Origin of the sequence: Ruminococcus flavefaciens ATCC 19208 (assembly GCF_000518765.1) — a bacterium.
In the GTDB taxonomy this organism is placed as follows: domain Bacteria; phylum Bacillota; class Clostridia; order Oscillospirales; family Ruminococcaceae; genus Ruminococcus; species Ruminococcus flavefaciens.
The window spans coordinates 151,740-176,489 of the sequence record NZ_JAEF01000007.1; the positions used below are offsets into that span (position 1 = coordinate 151,740).

Genomic DNA, 24,750 nt, shown 5'->3' on the forward strand with positions numbered 1-24,750 from the left:
CCTTATTCCGTCATAAGCTCGTAAACCGATATCTTCTTGATCTTTCTTGCGCCGATATATGCACAGCCAAAGCAGAAAAGAAGAAATACGATATCCATAGCTATAACAGCAGGCATATTTATGGAAATTTTACCCACAAAGCCCGTTATGATGCTGACAGCTGCAACACCGACAAAGGTTCCGATAACAACCGAGAAAAGTGCCGCAGGCATTATCCTGAATGCCAGCTGGAGCATAAGTTCCTTTGAGGTATATCCCATACCCTTCATTATTCCGAATTCCTTGCGCTGTCTCCTTATGCTTGATTCCATAAGTATAAAGATTATTATCATTACAACAACGGCAGAGAGTATCATAAACAGTGTGGTTACGATAGATATAGCCTTCGCCAGTGCAGAAAGCTGAGTATCCATGATATCGCCTATATTCATTATCGAATTTATCACAAATCCGCTGCTGTTGCCCTTGATGACCGTATCACCTGACTGAATGGCATACTCTATGTGAGTTGCGCCGCAGCTTGCCATAATATCTGCTATCTGTCTTTCTGCCTCTGCCTTTATCCTCTCCTCATACGAACCCGATGAGTTGTCATCATCAGAAATGTCCGAGATGCTTCTGCCGTATTCCTTAGTAAGCATGTATCTGAATTCTTCTGCATTGACGCCGTCCTTCAGATAGACCTCAACAGTATCAGGAGAATATGTAGGAATGATTCTCTTCATACCGTCCTCTGTAAGATAAATGTTTATACCGCCGTTGGTAAGACAGGTAACGATACCTGTTACTATATACTTCCTTTTAACGTTGAGATAATCCAGTGTAACACTGTCTCCCACGTTTATATTTTCTATCCTTGCACACAAATTTGTTATCATAAGCTCGTTGTCATGCTCGGGGAAACGTCCCTGCACAGGAAATATATTTTCCGTATCCTTAAAGTCTCTGAACGCCATAGGGAACATGAACTCGTTGCATTCCACAAGCTTTAACATTTTACTTATTCCCGATGTGGGAGTAGCCTTTCTCACCTCGGGCATCTGTTCGATCTCAGCTGCAAACTCATAAGCGTCTGCCGAGTTCATAAGCTCAACACGCAGGTTGCTCATCTCCATGCCTGCGCTCATAGCAATTGCATTCATGCCGCCGCTGAAGAAATTGAACATGATAAAACTGAACACGATAGCGATAGAAGAAATAGTTATACATACTGTAAGTCCGATATTCTGCTTGAAATTCTTCACAAAGCCCTTCATGGCAAGGCGAAGATGAACGTTGTTCTTAGTGTCTCTGAGCGGGAAACGCTCCTTGCCGAAGCGGTGATCCTTCAAGCCCTTGCGCAAAGCACGTACAGGAGGATACTTCTTTACCATGTTTGCTCTTACATAAGCTATCAAGAAAACAAAGAGCAGTATGCCTGCGGCAGGGATCAGTATAGGTAATGCCTTGACGCTGCCGTACATATGATGTCCCGACATTATCTCGCCGACACGGAACAGAACAGGTGAAATAACGAAACAGCCGCCTGTACCTATAAGTATTCCCACAACAGAAATAATAAGATACTCTATTACATATGAAAATGTGATATTCCTTGAGGTATATCCAAGAGCTTCAAGAACACCTATTGATACGATCTGATCCTTGATATCTCCTGCTATTCTAAAGCGTATCATAATAACAACGGATATTATTATGATAACAGCCATAGCTATCATTATCTTCATAAGAATATCCACAGTAGCTTCAACGCCGCTCTTGATGCCATCATAGACTATTCCAATGCAGCCGCTCTGGACATCAAGATTTGAATAATCCTCAAAAGCGTCGAGCATTTCATTAAAAAGCTTTATGCCGCCTTTTCCCTGACCGTCATTATATGCAAACAGGGCGTACTTTGTAAGAACACTTTCAAGCACATGATAATCCTCATCGGAAACTATCATTTTCAGTCCGCCGCCTGTTGAGTCGAAAAGGACAGTGTCGTAAAAGCCTGCAACGGTAAACGAGAATCTTCTCGTACCGTATACCATATCGAATTTATCCCCGACTTTACAGTTCAGACTTGCCTCAGCATCATACGGCATATATATCGGATGAGCGATATCTGCGATCTCAGCATCGCTAAGGGTAGTTTCGATCTTTAATTTTTCAAACTTCTCATCATTATCCTCGGTAATGAACGCCATATACAAAGCCTGTTCCTTGTCATTTGCGTCAAGATAATTCGTACTCATGCTGTACAGAAGCTCAGATACAGCACATTTCTCCACACGCTCGTCCGAGCTGAGTATATTTTCATATTCCTTGTCATATGAGCTTTCCGTAATGAGCATATAGTTCTCATAGCTCTCGGTATTTTTCATCATATTCGGAAATATTGTCTTTAAACCGTTTATTCCCTCAAGAGATGAACTCATAAGAAGCATACACAGCGATATAAGTATAACAAGTGCTATGGTCTCAAGCTTATGCTTTTTGATATTTGCCCATGACAGTCTAACGATCTTTCCCATTGCCGTCACCATCCCATTCTGTCAAGGAAATCCTGCAAGCCGTCACGGCGCTTTTTGATATCGTCAGTACCGTATTTCGGCATTTCATACTCGCCGCTTATCGTACCGTCAGATAAGAAGATGACTCTGTTTCCGCGGAGAGCAGTTTTTACATCATGTGTTACCATGACGATGCTCTGCCCCTTATTGTGAAGCTCTGTGAAAATATCCAGCACATCACGGCTCGAAGCGGAATTAAGACTTCCTGTAGGCTCATCTGCAAACAGTATCTTAGGATCGTTTATTACTGCACGAACGATGCCCACACGCTGACACTCGCCGCCCGAAAGCTGATTGGGATACTTATTCCAGCACTCTTTCTTTATGCCCACCTTTTCAAGAAGCTGCTCGGCTTTTTTCACAAGCTCCGCAGAATTCTTCTGTGCCACAAGTGCTCCTGTCATAACATTGTCGAACACCGTCATATTTTCAAGAAGGTATATGCTCTGGAATACAAAACCGCAGTTTTTACGGCGGAATACCGCAAGCGCATCGTTTGAAAGCCCCGATATGTCTTCACTTCCAAAGAATACCTTTCCGAGAGAAGGCTTATCCATGCCCGAAAGTGCGTACAGAAGTGTGGATTTGCCCGAGCCCGAAGAACCCATGATCACAGTGAAATCCTTTTCGCGGATCTCAATATCAAGATTTTTGATAACGTGCTGCTGAAAACCTCCGCTTGAGAAGGTCTTGCACAGCTTTTCTGTATGTAATACAGCAGTACTCATAAAAATACTCCTTTTCCGCAGCTGCCCCCAAGTGCCCTGCATTTATTCTGTGATCTTAGTATACCTCATTTTTCCGGAAACTTCTTTATCATACTACTATTAATTTCTTATCAAATTCTTAATTGTTTATTATCAAAGACCTTAATACATAGATTATACCATAGCAGCGCTGTTTTTTCAATAAGACATCTTCTTATTTACCTGTACATACTAACGCCTATGTCATTATCGTACCATTCGTAATTCAAACGCCACATTATACTATTTGTTGAATTAAGCTCCCGTTTTTCGCCTTATACTGCATCATCACTATGCTCCATGACATTTTTTCGACCGAAAAAACAAGATTTTTCGTGATTATGACAACGGGTAAAGTGATTGACAGAGCTAACGCGATGTGGTATACTTAAATTAAAAATATTATATGAGGAGATATGAATTATGAAAGAAGCTTTGCTTATCATAGATGTACAAAACGACTACTTTGAAGGAGGAGCTTGTGAGCTTCACAATGCCCGTGAGGCAGAGGATCACATAATCGACCTTATCAAAGAAAGCCGCGAACTGGGACGACACATTATATATATAAAGCATATCAATCAGCTTGATGACGACTTTTTTGTCGAAGGGACATACGGCTGTGAGATATCAGAAAGAGTCAAGCCGCTTCCTACCGATACTGTTATAATCAAATACTGCCCTAACAGCTTCCTCGGTACAGAGCTCAACGACTGCCTCCGCAGCCTCGGTGTTGAAAAGCTTATCGTATGCGGTATGATGACACATATGTGCGTAGATACTACAGTCCGCGCTGCTATGGATCACGGCTATGATGTAACTCTCGTAGCAAATGCCTGCGCTACTATGGATCTGACTATAAACGGTGAGACTATCCCTGCCGATACAGTTCAGAAAACATATATCGCTTCACTTGCAGGTATATTTGCAAAGATAGTGTAATAATAGAATAAACGGCTGAGCCACTATATGATACGGGTAGGTGAAATTACATGAAGGTCGCTTTTTTCGATACCAAGCCATATGATACTCCTTCATTCGAGAAATTCGGAAAGGAAAACAAAATCACGTTCAAGTTTTATGAGACAAAACTCAACGAGGATACTGCCGCACTTGCAAAGGGCTGTGAAGCAGTATGCGTATTCGTAAACGATACAGTGAATGCTGCTGTAATAGACAAGCTTGCCGCTCTCGGAGTTAAGATACTTGCGCTCAGATGTGCAGGCTATAACAACGTTGATATCAAGTACGCAAAAGGAAAGCTGAGAGTAGTAAGCGTTCCTGCTTATTCACCCTATGCAGTTGCAGAACACGCAATGGCTCTCCTGCTCACCTCTATCCGCCGCGTACACAAGGCTTTTATCCGCACAAGAGACCACAACTTCTCACTTAACGGACTTACAGGCTTTGACCTTCACGGCAAGACCGTAGGCGTTGTGGGTACAGGTAAGATAGGACGCATCTTCATCAACATCTGCCGCGGCTTCGGAATGAACGTTATCGCTTATGATAAGTTCCCTGCTAAGGACAGCGATATCGAGTACGTTGAGCTTGACGAGCTTTTCAGCCGCAGTGATATAATCTCCTTCCACTGCCCTCTCACAGATGAGACCTATCATATGATAGATGAAAAGTCCATTGAAAAGCTGAAAAAGGGTGTAGTCATCGTAAATACATCAAGAGGTGCTCTCATTGACGCAGAGGCTCTCCTCGAAGGCATAAAGGCACGTAAGATAGGTGCAGCCTGCCTCGATGTATACGAAGAAGAAGCCAACGTGTTCTTCCAGGACTTCTCTGGACACATCATCGCCGATGATACTCTTGCAAGACTTATCTCGATGCCAAATGTCATCGTAACTTCCCATCAGGCTTTCCTCACCGAGGAGGCTCTCAGCAATATCGCAGAAACTACCGTCAGCAACCTTATCGCCTGCCATAAGGGCGAGGAGTGCGCTAACGAACTTCATATATAAGGAAGCGTTTACCATGCTTACAGGAAAAACTGTTTTTCTCGGAGTCACAGGCTCTATAGCCGTATACAAGATATGCAACCTTGCACGTATGCTCACCAAGTTAGGAGCAGATGTCCATGTTGCCATGACTCCCAATTCCCTTAATTTTGTTCATCCCCTTACTTTCGAGACAATTACTCAGCACAAGTGCCTGATAGATACATTTGACCGTAACTTTGAATACAGTGTGGAGCACGTTTCTATTGCCAAAAAGGCTGATGTAGTTATGATAGCTCCTGCTTCTGCAAATGTTATCGGCAAGATAGCCAACGGCATCGCAGACGATATGCTCACAACTACTGTTATGGCCTGCACCTGCAAGAAGATTATCGCTCCTGCAATGAACCATAATATGTTCCATAACCCTATCGTTCAGGACAATATCGAGAAACTGAAAAAATTCGGCTATGAGATAGTAGAGCCTGTCCGCGGAATGCTTGCAAACCGTGATATCGGCGACGGAAAGCTCCCCGACGAGGAAACTCTTCTTGAATACATCGTCCGTGAGGCTGCTTTCGAGAAAGACCTTGCAGGCAAAAAGGTACTGGTTACCGCAGGTGCTACCCGTGAGAGCATAGACCCTGTAAGATTCATCACCAACCATTCAAGCGGCAAAATGGGCTTTGCACTTGCAAGAGCTGCTATGCTCCGCGGCGCCGATGTTACCGTAGTTGCGGCACATACAGACGTTGAGCCGCCTATGTTCGTGAACGTGGTTCCCGTAAAGTCTGCCGAGGATATGTTCAACGCAGTAAAGGAACGCCTTGACGAGTCAGACATAGTTATAAAGGCTGCCGCAGTCGCTGATTATACTCCCGTAACAACTGCCGACAGCAAGATAAAGAAGTCCGACAGCGATATGAGCATACCGCTGAAGCGTACTACCGATATCCTCAAATATATCGGCGAGAACCGCCGTGAAGGACAGGTAATATGCGGCTTCTCAATGGAAACCGACAATGTTATCGAGAATTCACGCAAGAAGCTCACAAAAAAGAACTGCGACATGATATGCGCTAACTCTATCAGGAGCGCAGGTGCAGGCTTCGGAACTGATACCAATATCATTACCATGATAACTAATGACGGCGATGAAGAAATGGAGCTTATGAGCAAATTCGATGCCGCAAATGTCATACTTTCCAAACTCAAAACAATGAGCTAAAAGTGTAGGGGCTGGCGTCCTCGACGTCCCGTATAAGTAACATGAAATAATTGTAGGGACGACCATTGGTCGTCCGCGTCTTACGATGCAATCAACAAGATACGATGTGTAAGGGCGGATAATTAAGCAGTGCTCCAAATCTTTGATTTGGTCAGCAATGCTATATGCAGAGCTATCCGCCCTTTTTTATACGGACATCTCCATGCACATCACGGCATACATAACGGTTACGGGAAATACGGGCGAGCAGAACTCGCCCCTACAATCTACTCACTATACACCTAACCTTTCGGGACGTCAAGGACGCCATCCCCTACAGGCTAAGGACTAAACAAAAAAGACCCCCGATAATCGGAGGTCTTTCTTTATGCTTTGTTATGAAGCTTTCTTGTTAATATCTGCGTAGTATGATTCCAGTTCGTCAAGCATTTCTTCAAATTCTTCCTTTGTATAGTAGTCCTTGTAATCATCATAGTCGAAGTCATCACGGTTGAATTCATATTTGAAGCCTGAGCTGTCTGAACCGCCGATGATATCATCGTCATCATCTTCATCGTCCCAGTCCCAGTCGTCATCGTCCCAATCGTCATCATCGAAATCCCAGTCATAATCATCATCGTCGATCATGCTGAAACCATCGTCAACTTCATCTGAAACATACTCTGTTATTGAATCTGAATACTTATCAACAAACTTGTCGTCAAAGCCTATCTTTTTAAGTGTGCTCTTAAAGAAGTCTGTCAGTTCATCTTCTGTTACATAATCGTCTAACTCGAAATCACTTGCGCTGTCCTTATCTATCATAAATGCATCGTTCTTATCGGGAGACTCAACATCTGTACCGTGGTTTATAGCATAAGTAAATCCTGCTCTGCCGTAATCTGTTCCGTCAAAACGAAGTGCAAGACTGATATCCTGCTTCTTGCCGTCAGAGCTCAAAGCAATGTCGATTGGATCAAGATCAGGGATATTGATAGCAATGTCAGCATTTACATAGTGCTTTTCTTCGTTAACTATCTCGAAATCATCAAACTTCACTACAGCTTCCTTCGTAACTGTATCATCATCACGATATGAATAGCTTGTAGATGTGAATGTGATGTCTCCGCTGTACTTCTTGCCGTTTTCCTCGGCAGTAAGCTCAATGCTGAACGGAACCTCGCCGTCCTCATCTATAGCCTTAACTTCACCTCTGATGCTGTCGCCGTCCTTGCCGATCGCCATAAAGAGAGTCTCGTCATCAGCTGAGAAATTAAATCCGCGGATAGTACCTGTAGCGTCGATATAGGTATCTATTGTAAGGAGAGTCTCCTTGTCGTACTCGTTATCGTCAAGGTCTTCCTTTACAGAGTCGATCTCGTCCTGTATGGATTCTTCAAACTCGTCCTCGTCAACGATCTCAAACTTATCAGTAATGATACCCTTTATGATCTCATCGTCCTTCAGTTCCTTTAAGAACTCAAGCTCAAGCTTATCCATATCCTTGTCGTTGAGCTCAACTGTAGCAACAGTGTACTTTACGGTGATATCACTGATGTCGATCTCTTCGCTCTTTTCAAGCTCAACATCTTTTGCAAAGTTTGCCCATACACCTGCGTATCTGTTGATCTCAGTTTCAAGCTCCTCGGGTGAAAGGAATGAACCCGGATCTTTGAGTATATCCTTGAATGTATCTATAACCTCTGAATCACCGATCTCTTCCACAATATCCGAAGCATCAAAGCCGATCCACTTTTCCTTCAGCTCGGGAATGCGGAAATAATAACCCATTTCTTCGGTATTGCCTGCTACATCAAAGCTTACAACGCGCTCATCGTCAAGATCAATACCGGCACTTGAATTGAAAACGCCCTTCTTGACTGCAACGTTTGCAGACAGAGCATATTTGTCTGTATTTCTGATAACGTCAATTACCTGATTTTCTTCCTCGTCATCGCCTCTTCCGCCGAAGATATTATCAATGATAAGGTCTTTAACGCTGTCATTTGCCTCATAGTAAACAGACAGATCAACTTCTGTTCCCTTCTTGATATTATCAAGTGCAGTCTTGTATTTTTCGCTTGCTATTTCGCCGATGGTAGCGGAATTCTTATCAGTTACCCATGCATAATACTTTTCAGGCTTGCTAAGACGCAGCTTTACCTGATTTTTAACGGTATCAGAGAAAGCGTATGCTGCTGCACTGCCGCCTACTACTACAGCTGCCGATATACCCCCTATCAGAGCTGCTTTCTTTCCCTTGCCCTTTTTTGTGACATTCTCAACACCCGAAGCACTCATCGAAGCATCGAACTGAGAATTGTCGAAGCCATTGTTCTGATCATAATTTGACATACAGATCCCCTCCATAAAAATATCATTAAGAGAGCTTGTTCTCCCTTAACGTTAATATTATCATATATCGACGAAAAAGTCAATATTTCTCCCGTTTTGTTTTCATGCTGTAATAAATATATAACGAATAATTCATAATTTACGTGGCAGAATATAAATAGTCCATAAGGACAATTCTTTGAATGGAGATGTTTATCATGGAAGAAATGAAGAAAAACAAGAGCATCAAGTGTGACGTATCACAGTGCCGCCATAACCTTGTATCCGAAAACTACTGTTCTCTCGACTGCATTTCGGTAGGCACTCACGAATCCGATCCTACCGTACCCGAATGTACAGACTGCAATTCATTCGTAAAGCGCTCAGGCTGCTGCGAATAAAAAACAGTAAAAAAATAAGCAGTTCCGATATAAGGAACTGCTTACGCTTTTTTGATTACTCAGCGTTAGGAGCACCAACAGGACATACGCCTGCACAAGCGCCGCACTCTACACAAGCATCAGCGTCGATAACGTACTTGCCGTCGCCCTCAGAAATTGCGCCTACAGGGCACTCACCTGCGCAAGCACCGCACATTACACAATCATCAGAAATAATATATGCCATTATACATGCACCTCCGTATTAATCGGGAGCATACTTGCTCCTCGTTATTTACATTGTATCATATTATTACAAAAAATCAAGAGTTTTTTGTTAGTCTATGCTTACGTAAAAGCCTGCAAATTCCCGATAAACCGTAAAATAAAGCCTGAGAGTCAGTCTCTCAGGCTTTGCTGTACAATTATTTTTTATTATTCTGTTTTTTCTGAGCTTTCGTTTCCTTTTCCGAAGCTATACCTGCACAGGCAGCACCTGCGGCTGTCCAGAAAACAGGAGCAAAGGTTATGCTGCTGCATCCTATGAAGAATACAAGCACGCCTGTTACAGCTATTGCAAATACAGTAACTGCTTCGGCTGTCTTTCTTTTGCGGATCGACTTTATGCCCAGTGCCACAGCACCGATAAGGGTAAGTACAAAAGCGATAAGAGAAGGAATTCCTCTTGTAGCAGCGGTATAGAGATACTCATTATATACCTTGTCAAATGTGCCTCTGTTTACATCGCTTACCATAAACTCTGGAATAGACATATCAGGGTCTACTTCCGCAAAAGTATTAATAAGTGAAAACGCAAGCTGATCCGGACCTGTTCCGTAAAGGGCGTTATTCTCGATGATATCCAGTGACTTTATATTAAGATAAGAATATACCTCAAATGTATCGTCAATATCAACTGTCTCGGGATCATAGTTGCCTGATGCCGATGCTCTCATGTAACTGTCGCACCACCAGAGCAGCCTTCCGTCATAAAGCCTGTACGAATTTATATCACCGATAACTCCTCCGAAAACCAGAGCTATTGCAGCTCCTGCCGCAGCAAGGCTTGCAGGTAGACATACAAGACGTTTCTTCGGAGCTTTCAGCTTAATTGCAGCTATAGCTGAGATTATCACAGCAATTGCAAGTCCGCATATACCGATAAGCGAATATGTGAACATCATCACGAATGAGAAAAGCAGTGCAGAGCATATGAAAACCGTTCTGCGCACCTTGCTTTCAGATGTCATGAAGCCTATAAGTGCAGCAGTAAGTGAAAGTGTGAGCACCATAGCAAGGAAAAGCGGTGACATTGAAAGACCGGAGGCAGCATTTATCTTTATACCCATAGCATTGGTATAATGGCTGAGCTTTCCTGCAAATACCTGTATAAGCGATACCGCACTGTTTATTATGCCTGCTCCCACGATACCGTCAACAATAGTCTTCAGCGCCGTTTCGCGCTTCAGCGATGCAGCTGCCGAGAAAAAGCATAAATAAAAGATTATGGCAAGCAAGCCCTCTCCTCTTTCGGGATAGCCGTAAAACGAAATATTCAGGTCAACGCCGTTCACAAGAGATACTACGCCCCACAGCACCATTGCTGCCATAGCACATACGGGAAAAGCGTTCCACTTGCTTATATACTTCTTCATCATACCGATGATAGCGATTATCATTGCGATAACTCCACCTGTAACAAGTCCGCCTGCCGTAAACGCATAGCTTGCTTTTATATTCACCTCATTGGCGTATATCTCAGGTGCGATAGTGAACAGCGGAGCCATCATCATTGCCAATGCAAGACCTCTTGAAGCAAGCTTTGAATACTGCTCCTCTGTCATGTTAAGGATAAAATTGGATTTTTCGGACGAATTAAATAATGTTTTTGCCATGTTTTGTATTTTCCTTCCTGCATTTCATGCAGTATTTAATTATTTGGTGTCACAGTAACAGTATAGCTGCTGCCGCTCTTTTTGCCTACGGTGATAGTCAGTCCCGGGTCAATAGTCTGTCCGCCGCTTGCGTCATACCATCTGAAACCGTTTGTACTGCCGTTTACTGATGAGCCTTCTCTGAGAAGGTTGTCCTTGTCACCGTCATCTACCAGCCTTACAAAGCGTTTGCCGCTATCATTGTTGGTATACTCATTGTTTCCACTCTCGTACAGGAAATACTTCCTCCAGCCGTCATCGGCTTCCGTAGCCTCTATATGCAGCACTCTTACACCGCTGCCCGTAGGTCTCCACCAGAAATGCCCCTTAACCTGACTGTTATTTGCATCAAGTGTCGTATACTCAAGAATGAAGTACTCGGATTTATATTCGCTGTTAAGGGAATTATTGGGTATTATCAGACAGTTTCCTTCATCTGACTGACCGTTGGTAAGCGTAAATGTCTGTGCTCCCTTAGAGCGGTCATAGACCTGTATCTGATCCTCTCTGTACCAGCCCAGCATGAGCTTGGATACAGCGCTGAAGTCAGAAAAAGCCTCGTCCATAAGGTCATAGCCTGCCGAACCGTGCATTCCCTCAAAGTCCTCAGCCTCATAGAGGTAATAGTCGGGAAGTCCCATACAGTGACCCATTTCATGGAGATAGGTGGAAGTAAAGTCTACATAGTCGTTATCGCTCTTTATAGCGGCATTGCCTGTTATAACGTGACCTATAGCCATACCGTCCACTCTTGTCCAGTAATTTCCGCCGTATCCGCCTGCGCACGGCCACCAGTCGTTCTCGTCCGATGAGCTTGGAACGCAGAAGAGTATAGCATCTATTTCTCCGTTATGATCTGCATCGAACTTTGTATAGTCTATCTGGCTGTCCATATTCTTTATTACTTCCGTAGTAAAGTCGGTCTTGTATACATCGCCCTCATAATTGCTTATATTCTTTTTGCAGGTATATCTGTAAGCCTTGCCCTGAAGGTTCATATTTCCCTTTGAAGCTCTGGAATAGAAAGCTGAGAAGCTCTCAAACGGATACATCTTTGAGTTTTTATTCTCTCCGCCGAATGCTATCTCTTCAATGCGGTCTGTAGACGGCTCGTAATCGAACTTGCAGTCAGGGAAATCCACATAGAATATTATCAGGTTCGCATCGCCCTGTGAAGGCAGAGTTCCGTACATATCATACACAGGAGCAGGGATAAAGTCCTTCTTTAGCGCGGTGGTTGTAGTAGTAGTGGTTGTTGTTGTAGTCGTTGTAGTTGTGGTAGTAGTTGTTGTGGTGGCAGTCGTCGTTTCTGGTACCCACTGCACAACATTACCCCTGTAATTACTGTTAAGTACGCTTTTTCTGAGCTCCACAAGATCATGGATATCTACAGTACTGTCGAAATTCAGATCTGCTTTCTGGATAGCTCCGTTATTTATCAGAGCGTCCATGCGCGTTCCGTTTGCAAACTCGATGGAATACTTCTCTGATCCCGACACGCTGTACACGCTCTTGTCATCAAATTTAGCGGTGCCGTGCAGATCTTTTGAAAGGACAACGATATCCGCCACATTTACCTGACTGTCATTGTTAAGATCTCCCAGTGTACAGACCTTTTTCCATGCAGCTCCCGCACTTGCGGGAATAGTCACAGCGGCTATCAGTGCCGTCGCAGCAAATGATGTCAGTGCTTTGAAAAATGCAGTCTTTTTCATAATAATGATCCCCCTTTACGTAAAGGACGTATTTCATTCTGAAAGCACAAGTGAAACAGTCTCGCTTATGTTTCCACAGTGAAATAAAATGGCTGTCGAGCATAATGCCCGACAGCCGAACTTTCTGCGTTCACTATTTACCGCATAAACACATTATTTAGCGTAGTCAGAAACTCTGCTCTCACGAATGAGATTGACCTTGATCTGACCCGGATAATCCATTTCAGATTCGATCTGCTGAGCGATCTGTCTTGCAACGAGGACCATCTTTTCATCATTGATGACCTCAGGCATAACCATGATCCTGACTTCACGTCCTGCCTGTACTGCGAAGCACTTCTCAACGCCGTCATATGAGTTGCATATCTCCTCAAGCTTCTGAAGACGTTTGATATAGCTTTCGTAGTTTTCGCTTCTTGCGGCAGGTCTTGCAGCGGAGATAGCGTCGGCTGCCTGAACTATGCAGGCAATAACTGTCTTTGGCTCGACATCGTTGTGATGTGCCTCAACAGCATGGATAATAACAGGATTTTCGTTGTATTTTTTACAAACATCAACGCCTATCTGAACGTGTGAACCTTCGATCTCGGCAGTAAGAGCCTTACCGATATCGTGAAGAAGTCCTGCACGTCTTGCAATATTTGCGTCAACTCCCAGCTCTGAAGCAAGAACACCGCAGAGCTTGGCAACCTCGATGGAATGATCGAGGACATTCTGTCTGTAGCTTGTACGGAATTTAAGACGACCGATAAGCTTTATAAGCTCATGATTAAGACCGTGAACATTTGTCTCGATAACAGCACGTTCACCCTCCTGCTTGATGCGGTACTCGACCTCACGCTTAGCCTTTTCGACCATTTCCTCAATACGTGTAGGGTGGATTCTTCCGTCAGCGATAAGCTTTTCGAGAGCGATCCTTGCGACCTCACGTCTGATCTGGTCAAAACAGGAAATAGTGATAGCCTCGGGAGTATCGTCAATAATAAGATCAACACCTGTCAGAGTTTCAAGAGTTCTTATATTACGGCCCTCACGACCGATGATACGACCCTTCATTTCATCATTCGGAAGCGGAACAACGGAAACTGCTGCCTCTGATACCTGATCGGCAGCAACCTTGGCGATAGCCAGCGAGATATAGCTTCTTGCCTTCTCCTGACATTCATCCTTGATAACCTGCTCGTAGGCTGCTACCTTTACAGCCTTTTCGTGTACCAGATCGTCCTCAAGCTTTGAGATGATATACTCCTTAGCCTGATCCTTGGTGAATTCGGAAATACGCTCCAGAATATCCATCTGGCTCTTCTTTATAGAGTCAGCCTCCTTCAGCTTTTCGTCAGCTGTTTTGATCTTCTGGTTGAGAGTTTCCTCTTTCTTTTCAAGGTTATCAGTTTTCTTGTCTAAGTTTTCTTCCTTCTGCTGCATACGTCTTTCCTGACGTGACAGCTCTGCTCTGCGATCCTTGATCTCCTTATCTGCTTCAGTGCGGAGCTTATGTATTTCGTCCTTTGCTTCAATGAGCGCGCTTTTCTTCTTATTATCAGCGTCCTTTTCGGCATCTTCGATGATACGCTCAGCCTGCTGTTCAGCAGAGCCTACTATCGCTTCTGCGTCGTGCTTGCGCTTTTCAACGCCTGCCTCAACGCCCTTTTTGTAGAACAGAGCATATCCAACGCCAACGCCTGCTGCTAAAGCAGCAATAATAAGGACAATAGCGATGATTGGATCCATACAGTGCATTACCTCCTTTTTGTAAAAATAATCAAAAGTTTGTATCATAATTTTTTATTATTACTGAAAGGCGGTAAATGCCGCTTTTTTTATTCATTTGTAAATATATAGATCAAGAGCCGATCCCCCATAGGATCCGACCCGCAAAAAATAGACGGACGTATTTATCCCCGTCCAAAATTTGTTTTCATTATCATATTTATACCGCAGGAACTTTATATATATCGCCCTTTACGGATAATGATTTAAAACAAAGCTGCATATACTGCCAAAGTAATATTATGCAAATAAATACAACATAATTATTATATAATATTTCGGGCGCTATGTCAATAGATTTTTTTTGAATAAAAGCACCAAAAAGTTGTTAGTGAGCAGAAAGCAGTGAGTAGTTATTAGCAGGGGCGGATATTATCCGCCCGTGTATGCCTTACATAACAGATAACGCAAAAAATTGTAGGGGCGAACAGTGTTCGCCCGTAAATCCCGATGATATTCACCGTGTCGAGAAGCAATTGCCCTTTTGATGATAAGTGGACGAGCAAGGGTGCAGCGTCACGCTGCAAAAAAGGGCGGATAGCTCCGCCCTTTTCATTATTTCATATCATTTACAAGCTTTTCAAAACGCTCCATAGCCTCGATAGTACGCTGTCTGGCACCGAACGAAGTCAGTCTGAACCAGCCCTCGCCGTTCTTTCCGAAGCCTGCGCCCGGAGTTCCCACAACTGCTATCTTTTCAAGCATAAGGTCGAAGAAATCCCAGCTCTTCATATCATTAGGACACTTGAACCAGATATACGGCGAATTTACGCCGCCTGTGAACTTAACGCCCAGCTTTGTCATAGTCTCGGATATTATACGTGCATTCTCCTGATAGTAAGCTATATTCTCATGTACCTGCTTCAAGCCCTCGGGAGTGAATACAGCAGCTGCTGCGCACTGTACAGGGTAGGAAACGCCGTTGAACTTGCTTCCCTGTCGTCTGCCCCATATCTGAGCCACAGAAACCTCTGTACCGTCGCTTGCGATGACCTTGAGTGCATCGGGGATAACGGTATATCCGCATCTCATACCTGTAAAGCCTGCGGTCTTTGAAAGTGAGCACATCTCGATACAGCACTCCTTAGCACCTTCGATGCAGAATATGCTTCTCGGCACATCAGGATCTGTGATAAATGCTTCATAAGCCGAATCATAGATAATTACAGCATTATTCTTCTTAGCGTAAGCTATCCACTGCTTCAGCTGCTCACGGTTATATACCGAGCCTGTAGGGTTATTCGGTGAGCAGAGATAGATGATATCTGCGTGTACCGACTCATCAGGCATTGCAGCAAAACCGTTCTCCTCGTTTGAGTCGGCATAGATTATCTTTCTGCCGCTCATCAGGTTAGAGTCCACATAAACAGGATAAGCAGGGTCTGTGACAAGGATAGTATTGTCGTCGCCGAAGATATCCACGATATTTCCGCAGTCAGACTTTGCACCGTCGTTTATCCTTATCTCGTTCGGAGCAACATCAGCTCCGAAGCTCTTATAATAGCCCGAAACAGCTTCACGCAGGAAATCATAGCCTGCACCGCTGTCCTCATATCCCTTGAAGGTCTCCTTTACGCCCATTTCATCGCAGCCCTTTTTCATTGCCTCTATGACAACAGGTGCGATAGGAAGAGTAACATCGCCGATACCCATTCTTATGATATCAGCCTCGGGGTGAGCCTCCTTGAAAGCGGCTATTTTCTTTGCAATATTTATAAAAAGGTAGTTTTTCTCAAGTCTGAGAAAATTTTCGTTCAGCTGCGGCATACAACATTCTCCTTTGCTTTATTTATGAATTCGTCGGAAACCTCTCCCTCGAAAACGTACTCAGCAGGACCTGTCATAAGTACAGTTCCGTCCGACTTATAAGTGATACGCAGATCTCCTCCGCGAAGATGCACAAGTACCTCTTCGTCCTGCTTGCAGATACCGTTGAGCACCGCTGCCACAACTGTAGCACAGGTACCCGTACCGCAGGCGAAGGTCTCGCCGCTTCCGCGCTCCCAGACGCGCATATTGAGAGTATGGTCGTCGATGACTTCTGCAAACTCAGTATTCACGCGATTAGGGAAGAGTTCATGGTTCTCGAAGTGAGGACCTATTTTTTCAAGGTCAAGCTCTGCTATGCCCTCTGTGAAGATTACAGCATGGGGATTTCCCATAGAAACACAGGTTATATCCCATGTTTTGCCGCAGACCTCAACAGGTCGGCTCACAAAGCGGTCAAGATCGCTGTTGACGGGGATATCCTTTGGTACAAGTATAGCCTTGCCCATATCCACAGTAACAGAATCCACCTTATTGTCCTTTAAATAAAGCTTCAGATATTTTATGCCTGAATTTGTCTCCAGTGTAATGTCAGTCTTGTCGGTAAGTCCCATATCATAGACGTATTTGCCGATACAGCGTGTGGCATTGCCGCACATCATAGCCTCAGAGCCGTCTGCGTTGAATATCCTCATGCGGAAATCCGCAATATCCGAGGGCATGATGAGTACAAGACCATCGCCGCCAACGCCCTTGTGCCTGTCGCTGAGGACTACAGAGACCTTTTCTGGCTCACTGACAGTTTCCTCGAAGCAGTTCACATAGATATAGTCGTTGCCGATGCCGTGCATTTTTGAAAATTTCATAGTTTTGCTCCCATCGGTGGTGACTCACGGGAGAGAGCAGTAAACAGCGGTGCTAAACAGCTCCTGCGCTGCTAACACGCAAAAGCTTCGCTACACTTATTATATACTAACGTAATAGGTGATGTCAATAGCTAATTAGTGAAAAAAGAGCTGAGAATTGTAGGGGCTGCCTTTGGCGGCCCGAGCCTTACGATGCAAATAACGCCAGCCCCTACATTCTCAACTCTCAACTGTAAAACAAAAGGGGTGTGATAAACGAATTACCACACCCATATATATCCCTATTCCCCTGAAGGACTTACTTTTTATCAGGCTCAGGCTCGATAACAGGAGCATCGACCGCATTCTTTCTCACGCTGGCGATACCCTTCTTACAGCTGTCCTTCTTGACGTAACCGCTCTCGCAGCAAGCGATGATCTCACCGTTTCTTGCTTTAAGGCGGAATCTGAATTCGCCTGATTTGTCCTTGTAAATCTCGAACTTCGGATTTGTCTCAGTCTGAAATCCTTCTACGGTCTGATCCTCAAGATTAGCCTCAGGAGCGTTCTTCATAACGCTGGCGATGCCGTTTTTCACGCTTGCGAGTGTATTATATACCTCTCCGCCTGTAGCGATCACCTCTCCGTTTCCAGCCTTCAGGCTGAATGTAAAGCCAGTCTTGGTAGTCTTGATGATGAATTTGCCCATAATATTTTTTCAACACCTTTCAGCAATATTATTATAAATCGAACTTGCCGCCGATTTTCACCATAATTATAACTGAATTATATCAGCTTGTCAATAGATTTTGTTAAATTTCATCAAAATAACGAACAAAAAGTAAATCTGTTCAATTTTTGATAAAAAAAGAGCGCACAATGTACGCTCCTGACTATATTTATTCTGAAATAATAAAGCTTTCGGACACTGTTTTGCATACTGCCGAAAAATAACCTGCTCTTTCAAGCTCTTCAGCGCATACCGCAGCTTTCTCCTCATCGTCAAAGAGTCCGAATACAGCCGAGCCGCTGCCTGTCATTACTGCGCTAAGTGCGCCCTTGCCGGTCATGACCGATTTTATATCGTCGATCTCAGCAAGCTGTACAGCCTGCTCAAAGAGATTCCCGAACCATTCATACGCCTCATTAGGAGCTTCTTCAATAGTCTCCGCAAGTTTTTTCGCATCGGGATGCACAGGAGCTTCGAGAGAATCTATATTCCTGTAGGCTTCCGCAGTGGAAACGCCCTCTCTGCCCTTTGCAATAACCAATATCCTTCCCGAATAATCGGCGATCGGAGTTATCCTCTCACCTATGCCCTCAACATAGGCAGTTCCGCCTGTGAAGAAGAACGGAACGTCCGCACCAAGCTTTTCGGGAACATTTATGCTTTTCCCCGTAAGCCTGCCAAGACAGAAGAGAACAGCCGCTGCATCGGTGCTTCCGCCGCCCATTCCTGCCTGTGAGGGTATCCCCTTTTTTATATGTATACGGCAGCCGAAGCTCATACCATTCTCTTCAAAGAACTGCTTTGCAGCTTTATAGGCTATATTCCGTTCATCGCACGGGATAGGGTCGGAGCTTGCAAATCTTTCTGGCACATCACAGGTAAGCTCGATTCCCTTGTCGGTAAGCTCAACTGTGACCTCGTCATAAAGTCCCACTGTCTGGAATACGCTCTCCAAAGCATGATAGCCGTTGGGGAGCTTTCCTTTGACATCAAGGGCAAGATTGACCTTTGCCGCTGTCTTTACCCTCATTTCTTCTCAGCCTCCAGCTTTTTCAGGAACTTCTCGATACGTCTTATAGCTTCCATGAGGTGTTTGAGAGAATAAGCATAGGAAATACGCATATAGCCCTCGCCGCTGTCACCGAAAGCACTTCCCGGAACAGCCGCAACTCTCTCCTCAAAGAGCAGTCTTTCACAGAATTCCTCACTGGTCATGCCTGTGCTCTTTATACACGGGAACACATAGAATGCTCCCTCGGGATTAAAGCAGGTAAGTCCGAGGCGGTTGAATTCTCCCACAAGATAACGGCGTCGGATATTGTATTCCTCGACCATTTTCTCTACCTCTTTATCACAGGAGGTAAGTGCCTCAACTGCGGCATTCTGACTTATGAACGGGCTGCACATGATACCGTACTGGTGTATCTTGGATATCTGGGTTATTATAGGCTCGGGAGCGGTAACATAGCCCAGTCTCCAGCCTGTCATGGCATAAGCCTTTGAGAAGCCGTTAACGTAGATAGTACGCTCTCTCATGCCCTCAAGCTCGATTATTGAGAAATGCTTTCTGCCGTATGTAAGCTCGGAGTATATCTCGTCCGAGAGTACCATTATATTGGTATCACGGAGAAAATCTGCAATAGGCTCCAAGTCCTCTTTAGTCATTACTGCTCCCGTAGGATTATTCGGGAAAGGCAGTATCAGGAGCTTTGTGCGGTCTGTAATCTTGTCCTTGAAGTCATCAAGAGTAAGCTTGAAGTTGTTCTCAATGCGTGTAGGAACAGACACAGGGACTCCGCCTGCAAGCTCAACAAGTGGAGCATAACAGACAAAGCACGGCTCTACCACGAGCACCTCGTCGCCCGGGTCGATAAGTCCTCTTAACGCAAGATCTATAGCCTCAGAGCCGCCGACTGTAACGATTATCTCCTTGTCGGGATCATATTTTACGTGATGTTTTTTATTGATATGTGCTGAAATAGTATTTCTGAGTGAAGCAAGTCCCTTATTAGGTCCGTAGATGATATGTTTTCTTTCAAGTACCTGTATAGCTGCTTTTCTTATAGCCCACGGCGTATTGAAGTCAGGCTCACCTACTCCGAGGGAGATAACGTCCTCCATAGTACCTGCAATATCGAAGAATTTACGTATCCCCGACGGTTTGATGTCCTTTATCTTGTTTGAAAGGACTTTATCGTAATCTATCACGATCAGCCGAGTCCCCTTTCATCAGGCTCTTCACCGTCAATGAAGATGCCTTTTTCCTTGTATTTTTTCAGAATGAAGTGTGTGGAAGTCGAAAGTATTCCGTCAATAGTAGCAAGTCTCTCAGATACAAAGAATGCAACGTCCTTTAAATTGTTTCCCTTTACCTCAACAGCAAGGTCATATGCACCCGATGACATAAGGCTAACGCTCTCGACCTCGTCGTACATCATAATTGTCTTTGCTATATCGTCAAATCCACAGTCGCGCTGTGGAGTAACTTTAAGCTCGATAGTTGCATAAACAGCTGACTTATCGTAGAGGTCGTCGTCAACGATAACGCTGTAGCCCTTGATGACTCCGCTCTTTTCAAGCTTATCTATCTCTGCTGCGGCTGCTTCTGCGGATATACCGAGCATCTCACCCAATGCCGCATTTGATATACGGGCATTCTGCTGTAATATTTTTACAATGTCTTTCATAATATCAGTTCCTTTCATTAATAATAGTCCGTTCCCGGATTTGATGTTGTATGTTTACTGACGCGCAATGCGCGTCCCTACAGCGCAGAGCCTGCGCCTCTACAAATCTGATCACTATGCACTAATCACTAACCACTCACGGACGACCAATGGTCGTCCCTACAATGGGCTAACGGCTATATCAATACTCTACGTATTCGCCCTGTTTATAACCGTAGTATTCCAGTACGTCGTCCCATGTCTTGCCGACAAAATTCGTATAGCCGTATCCCATATCCGCATCGCCCACATATTTTTTGTCGCATTCGGTGTCCCAGCAGAAAACATTTATCACGCTGAAACCGTTGTATTCCAGCACATACTCTATGTCGCCGTGCTCAGGTACCTCCCAGTCCGTTTCCTCTGCCAAAACTGTTAAAGGAGTATCCTTGCTCCATTTGCCGTAGAGATATACGGGGATATCTTCTTCGCCGCGGTTGTACTCCCATGCGATAGCCGCAGCAAGATCGCAGGACTTCACTGCATCAGCATCATCAAAGTCTATTCCCTGCGGTTCTTCATGAGTGTAGCTGTAATTGCTGAGATCATCCTTTTCAAGCTCGATATCCGTGTAATTCTTGTACTCAAGACCGAATTTTTCAAGGACTTTCTTCCACTTCATCTCCCTTATCTCGTCAGCGTCACCGATATCGCCGTAAACTCCGACCTTATCCTTTCGTGAAGTACCTCCGCAGCAGATAATTGCTTTTGGCTGACCGTAGTCATCGGGAATGACTATATATTCAAGAGGGGCAAGCTCGGCAAAATACTCGTTGACCTTCTCTCCGAACTCTCCCTCGCCTGTCTTTGTGTAGATGATATCATTGGCTATCTTCTTTTCCTCGTCCGTAAGAACGCACATAACAGAATGATAAAGCGTCTTGGCGTTTATGTTTGCGGAAGTCTGCTTGCTCTTTTCCACATATCCAAGCATCCCCAGCGACAGTCCGTCAAGAGCATCTCCGCCTTTATTGTCCTTTTTCGTAGTCTCTTCTTCCGCAGCTTCTGTAGTTGTCTCTTTCGCAGAGTTTTTTTCCTCTGACTTGCTGCTCTCTTTGCCGCAGCCGAAGGAAGATGCCGCCATACCAAGTACAAGCACTGTCAGAAACAGCTTTTTTGTCCTCATATCTATCCCCCCGTTATGTTATGTCAATGAAATAAGGCTTTCTCTTTTTGAAGTAAGCAAGCTTTGTGAAGCCTGCCGCTCGCGCTATCTCCATGCCGTCGGCGGAGTTGGCTGCTATATCCTCAACTGTATGGGAGTCCGAGCCTATAGTGACTATCTCACCGCCCATATCGCGGAACAGTTTAACATATTTAAGGCTGGGGAAGCAGTCCCCGAAGCCCTGTCTCAGTCCCGAAGTATTTATCTCTATGCCCCTGCCGTTTTGCGCGAGATCACGGAATATCTCCGCTATTATATCATCAAAGCGGCTTATATCAGCATTTATGCCGTTCCTCTGCTTCATGTATCGCAGGCAGTAGGTAATATGACCGAAAACGTCAAAGAGATCAGTCCTGCTGACTTCATAGGCTTCCTTGAAATAACGCTCAAGCAGGTCGTATATCTCGTCCATAGTCATTTTTTCGTAGTCTATGAAGTAAAAATCCTGCTCGCCCCTGACCTGATGCACCGAACCTATGATGAAGTCGACTCTCTTGTCGGCATTGACTATCTTCGCCGCTTCTGTATCATGTATTATCTGTCCAAGCTCCACGCCGCAGATAAGGTTGAGCTTTCCTGCCCACTTCTCTTTCAGTGCAGTCACCGCAGATACGGAGTTCTCAAAGTCGGCAGCATAATCGAAGCTTTCGCGCAGATACCATTCGTTCTCGGAATAGTGCTCCTTTTTATACCAGCCGTTGCACTCACAGTGGTCGGTAATGGCATAGGCGGCAAGTCCCAGCTCAGCGGCTCGCTTGATACATTTATTTATATCAGCCTCGGAGTCAACCGAAAACTGCGTATGTGTGTGGCAGTCCATTAGCTTCATGGTATCACCTCTTTTTTGATATTCTAATATTATAACATATAATTTTTGAAATAGCAAGGGGGCGCAGGCTAATGGCTCGGAACGCCGAGGGCGGCGTTCCCTACAGTGTGTCATTTGTGATTTAAACGTAATTGACGGGCGGCGAAACGCCGCCCCTACAATTCTTAGCTCTTAGTTCTTATCTCTTAGTTCTAAGTTCTTAGATGAAAAAATTTCCCGTGGCTGTTGCTTTTTCGGAATAAGTGTGTTATAATTATATCAATCATTCGCAATACGCCGAATAACAATAAAACGGAGGTTTTTTACTATGAGAGCAGTTGTAACTGTTATAGGTAAGGATACTGTGGGTATTCTCCACAAGGTAAGCGGTATCTGCGCTGAGTACAATGTTAATGTAATAGAGGTAACACAGAGCGTTCTTCAGGATATGTTCGCTATGATAATGCTGGTGGATATATCAGCTATCAAGGGCGATTTCTCTGAGCTTGTAGAAAGAATGACAGCCCTCGGTACTGAGCTTGGTCTCTCTATCCACACCATGCACGAGGATATCTTCAACTCAATGCACAGTATCTGATGAAAGGAAGTCAGCTCAATGCTTAATGTATACAATATACTTGAAACTATCCGCATGATACAGGACGAGTGCCTTGATATCCGTACCATTACTATGGGTATCTCTCTCCTTGACTGTATCGACACGGATATTGATAAAGCCTGCGAAAAGGTCTACAATAAAATAGTGTCAAAGGCAGGAAACCTCGTTGCTATAGGTCAGCAGATAGAGACCGAGTACGGTATCCCTATCGTAAACAAGCGTATCTCGGTAACTCCTATCGCTATGCTTGCAGCAGCCTGTCCGAACGGTGATACAGTAAAGTTTGCAAAGGCTCTCCAGAGAGCTGCCGATACCTGCGGCGTAAACTTCATAGGCGGATATTCCGCACTTGTACACAAGGGCTTCAGCGCAGGAGATATGGCACTTATCAAGTCTATCCCCGAGGCTCTTGACGTTACACAGAACATCTGCTCATCTGTAAATATAGGCTCTACAAAGTCGGGTATAAATATGGACGCTGTAAAGCTCATGGGTCAGATAGTCAAGGAAGCTGCAATAAAGACCGCAGACCGCGACTGCATAGGACCTGCAAAGCTTGTTGTATTCTGCAATGCCGTTGAGGATAACCCCTTCATGGCAGGTGCTTTCCACGGTGTGGGCGAGCCTGACTGCGAGATACACGTTGGCGTATCGGGTCCCGGAGTTGTACGCGCAGCTCTTACAAAGTACCCTGACGCTTCTATAAACGAAATTGCCGACATCATCAAAAAGACCGCATTCAAGATAACACGTATGGGTCAGCTTGTCGGCGCAAGAGCTTCCGAGCTTCTCGGAGTACCATTTGGTATAGTTGACCTGTCACTTGCTCCTACACCTGCTATCGGCGACAGTGTTGCTCATATCCTTGAGGAAATGGGACTTGAAATGTGCGGTACTCACGGTACTACAGCCTGCCTCGCAATGCTCAACGACGCTGTAAAGAAAGGCGGCGTAATGGCTTCATCTACAGTCGGCGGACTCTCAGGTGCATTTATCCCTGTATCCGAGGACGCAGGCATGATAGACGCTGCCGTTGCAGGAGTCCTCAGTCTTGAAAAGCTCGAAGCCATGACAGCTGTATGCTCTGTAGGACTTGATATGATAGTAGTCCCCGGCGAGATAACTCCCGAGACTATCTCTGCTATCATTGCAGACGAAGCTGCTATCGGTATGGTAAACTCAAAGACAACTGCTGTACGTCTTATCCCTGCTATCGGCAAGAAAGAGGGAGATACTCTCGAATTCGGCGGACTCCTCGGAAGCGGTCCTGTTATGCCTATACGTGAGAAGTCACCTGCTAAGTTCATCAACCGCGGCGGACGTATCCCTGCACCTATGCAGAGCCTTAAAAACTGAGCAGCGTGACGACGCACCCTTTCTCAGTGTAAACTTTTGTTGCGGCTTTAGTTTTAGCCGCGAGAGACAATATACGAAAGATATGTATCATCGCGTGATACGTACATTATTAGTAACTGTAGGGGCGGATACTAGTCCGCTGTC

21 protein-coding genes are annotated in these 24,750 nt (G+C 44.7%); 6 read left to right on the forward strand and 15 right to left on the reverse strand.

The window, feature by feature from the left end; all coding sequences use genetic code 11:
- Positions 1-2 precede the first annotated feature (2 nt).
- Positions 3-2,516, reverse strand: a complete 2,514-nt coding sequence (locus tag L870_RS0102885; RefSeq protein WP_028516854.1) for an FtsX-like permease family protein — start codon at positions 2,514-2,516, stop codon at positions 3-5.
- Between the two features lie 5 nt (positions 2,517-2,521).
- A complete protein-coding gene (locus L870_RS0102890; RefSeq protein WP_028516855.1) occupies positions 2,522-3,283 on the reverse strand; it encodes an ABC transporter ATP-binding protein in 762 nt (253 codons plus the stop codon).
- A gap of 441 nt (positions 3,284-3,724) precedes the next feature.
- Between L870_RS0102890 and L870_RS0102895 the strand changes: the two genes are divergently transcribed.
- The 3 genes from L870_RS0102895 to coaBC are packed head-to-tail and all read left to right on the forward strand — an operon-like array spanning position 3,725 to position 6,478.
- Positions 3,725-4,243, forward strand: a complete 519-nt coding sequence (locus tag L870_RS0102895; RefSeq protein ID WP_028516856.1) for a cysteine hydrolase family protein — start codon at positions 3,725-3,727, stop codon at positions 4,241-4,243.
- A 50-nt stretch (positions 4,244-4,293) separates the two neighbouring features.
- Positions 4,294-5,274 carry a 2-hydroxyacid dehydrogenase gene (locus L870_RS0102900; protein WP_028516857.1) on the forward strand — a complete coding sequence of 327 codons (981 nt, stop codon included), beginning with the start codon at positions 4,294-4,296 and terminating at the stop codon, positions 5,272-5,274.
- 13 nt (positions 5,275-5,287) lie between these two features.
- On the forward strand, positions 5,288-6,478 hold the full coding sequence (gene coaBC / locus L870_RS0102905; protein ID WP_028516858.1) for a bifunctional phosphopantothenoylcysteine decarboxylase/phosphopantothenate--cysteine ligase CoaBC: 1,191 nt from the start codon (positions 5,288-5,290) through the stop codon (positions 6,476-6,478).
- 375 nt (positions 6,479-6,853) lie between these two features.
- Here the strand turns inward: coaBC and L870_RS18280 are convergent, their stop codons facing one another.
- Positions 6,854-8,812 carry a DUF6583 family protein gene (locus tag L870_RS18280; RefSeq protein WP_051411368.1) on the reverse strand — a complete coding sequence of 653 codons (1,959 nt, stop codon included), beginning with the start codon at positions 8,810-8,812 and terminating at the stop codon, positions 6,854-6,856.
- 197 nt (positions 8,813-9,009) lie between these two features.
- On the opposite strand from L870_RS18280, the gene L870_RS0102915 reads away from it, so the two are divergent.
- The gene (locus tag L870_RS0102915) at positions 9,010-9,192 is read left to right on the forward strand and encodes a DUF1540 domain-containing protein (protein WP_028516859.1); all 183 of its coding nucleotides are present in this window, start codon (positions 9,010-9,012) and stop codon (positions 9,190-9,192) included.
- A gap of 55 nt (positions 9,193-9,247) precedes the next feature.
- Here the strand turns inward: L870_RS0102915 and L870_RS0102920 are convergent, their stop codons facing one another.
- From L870_RS0102920 to L870_RS0102975, 12 genes are all read right to left on the reverse strand, one after another.
- Positions 9,248-9,418 carry a DUF362 domain-containing protein gene (locus L870_RS0102920; protein WP_028516860.1) on the reverse strand — a complete coding sequence of 57 codons (171 nt, stop codon included), beginning with the start codon at positions 9,416-9,418 and terminating at the stop codon, positions 9,248-9,250.
- A gap of 178 nt (positions 9,419-9,596) precedes the next feature.
- Positions 9,597-11,066 carry an O-antigen ligase family protein gene (locus L870_RS0102925; RefSeq protein WP_028516861.1) on the reverse strand — a complete coding sequence of 490 codons (1,470 nt, stop codon included), beginning with the start codon at positions 11,064-11,066 and terminating at the stop codon, positions 9,597-9,599.
- A 35-nt stretch (positions 11,067-11,101) separates the two neighbouring features.
- Positions 11,102-12,820 carry a hypothetical protein gene (locus L870_RS19700; protein ID WP_028516862.1) on the reverse strand — a complete coding sequence of 573 codons (1,719 nt, stop codon included), beginning with the start codon at positions 12,818-12,820 and terminating at the stop codon, positions 11,102-11,104.
- A gap of 153 nt (positions 12,821-12,973) precedes the next feature.
- Positions 12,974-14,551, reverse strand: a complete 1,578-nt coding sequence (gene rny / locus L870_RS0102935; RefSeq protein ID WP_028516863.1) for a ribonuclease Y — start codon at positions 14,549-14,551, stop codon at positions 12,974-12,976.
- Positions 14,552-15,145: 594 nt separating this feature from the next.
- Positions 15,146-16,357 carry an LL-diaminopimelate aminotransferase gene (locus tag L870_RS0102940; RefSeq protein WP_028516864.1) on the reverse strand — a complete coding sequence of 404 codons (1,212 nt, stop codon included), beginning with the start codon at positions 16,355-16,357 and terminating at the stop codon, positions 15,146-15,148.
- Positions 16,345-17,223 (reverse strand): diaminopimelate epimerase, encoded by an 879-nt coding sequence (gene dapF, locus L870_RS0102945; protein WP_028516865.1) that lies wholly within the window; start codon positions 17,221-17,223, stop codon positions 16,345-16,347. The genes L870_RS0102940 and dapF overlap by 13 nt, the downstream gene beginning before the upstream one ends.
- Positions 17,224-17,521: 298 nt before the next feature.
- Positions 17,522-17,911 (reverse strand): YegP family protein, encoded by a 390-nt coding sequence (locus L870_RS0102950; RefSeq protein WP_028516866.1) that lies wholly within the window; start codon positions 17,909-17,911, stop codon positions 17,522-17,524.
- A 190-nt stretch (positions 17,912-18,101) separates the two neighbouring features.
- Complete coding sequence (gene ispE / locus L870_RS0102955) at positions 18,102-18,962, reverse strand: 4-(cytidine 5'-diphospho)-2-C-methyl-D-erythritol kinase (RefSeq protein ID WP_028516867.1); 861 nt, start codon at positions 18,960-18,962, stop codon at positions 18,102-18,104.
- Positions 18,959-20,137 carry an aminotransferase class I/II-fold pyridoxal phosphate-dependent enzyme gene (locus L870_RS0102960; protein ID WP_028516868.1) on the reverse strand — a complete coding sequence of 393 codons (1,179 nt, stop codon included), beginning with the start codon at positions 20,135-20,137 and terminating at the stop codon, positions 18,959-18,961. The genes ispE and L870_RS0102960 overlap by 4 nt, the downstream gene beginning before the upstream one ends.
- 5 nt (positions 20,138-20,142) lie before the next feature.
- Positions 20,143-20,619, reverse strand: a complete 477-nt coding sequence (locus L870_RS0102965; protein WP_028516869.1) for an Lrp/AsnC family transcriptional regulator — start codon at positions 20,617-20,619, stop codon at positions 20,143-20,145.
- Positions 20,620-20,800: 181 nt separating this feature from the next.
- Positions 20,801-21,784, reverse strand: coding sequence for a hypothetical protein (locus L870_RS0102970; protein ID WP_028516870.1), 984 nt, complete (start codon positions 21,782-21,784; stop codon positions 20,801-20,803).
- A 13-nt stretch (positions 21,785-21,797) separates the two neighbouring features.
- A complete protein-coding gene (locus tag L870_RS0102975) occupies positions 21,798-22,652 on the reverse strand; it encodes a histidinol-phosphatase HisJ family protein (RefSeq protein ID WP_028516871.1) in 855 nt (284 codons plus the stop codon).
- Between the two features lie 307 nt (positions 22,653-22,959).
- On the opposite strand from L870_RS0102975, the gene L870_RS0102980 reads away from it, so the two are divergent.
- Both L870_RS0102980 and L870_RS0102985 read left to right on the forward strand, forming a co-directional pair.
- Positions 22,960-23,229 (forward strand): ACT domain-containing protein, encoded by a 270-nt coding sequence (locus L870_RS0102980; RefSeq protein WP_028516872.1) that lies wholly within the window; start codon positions 22,960-22,962, stop codon positions 23,227-23,229.
- Positions 23,230-23,247: 18 nt separating this feature from the next.
- Entirely contained in the window at positions 23,248-24,606 is a 1,359-nt protein-coding gene (locus L870_RS0102985) for a PFL family protein (protein WP_028516873.1), read from the forward strand.
- Positions 24,607-24,750 lie beyond the last annotated feature (144 nt).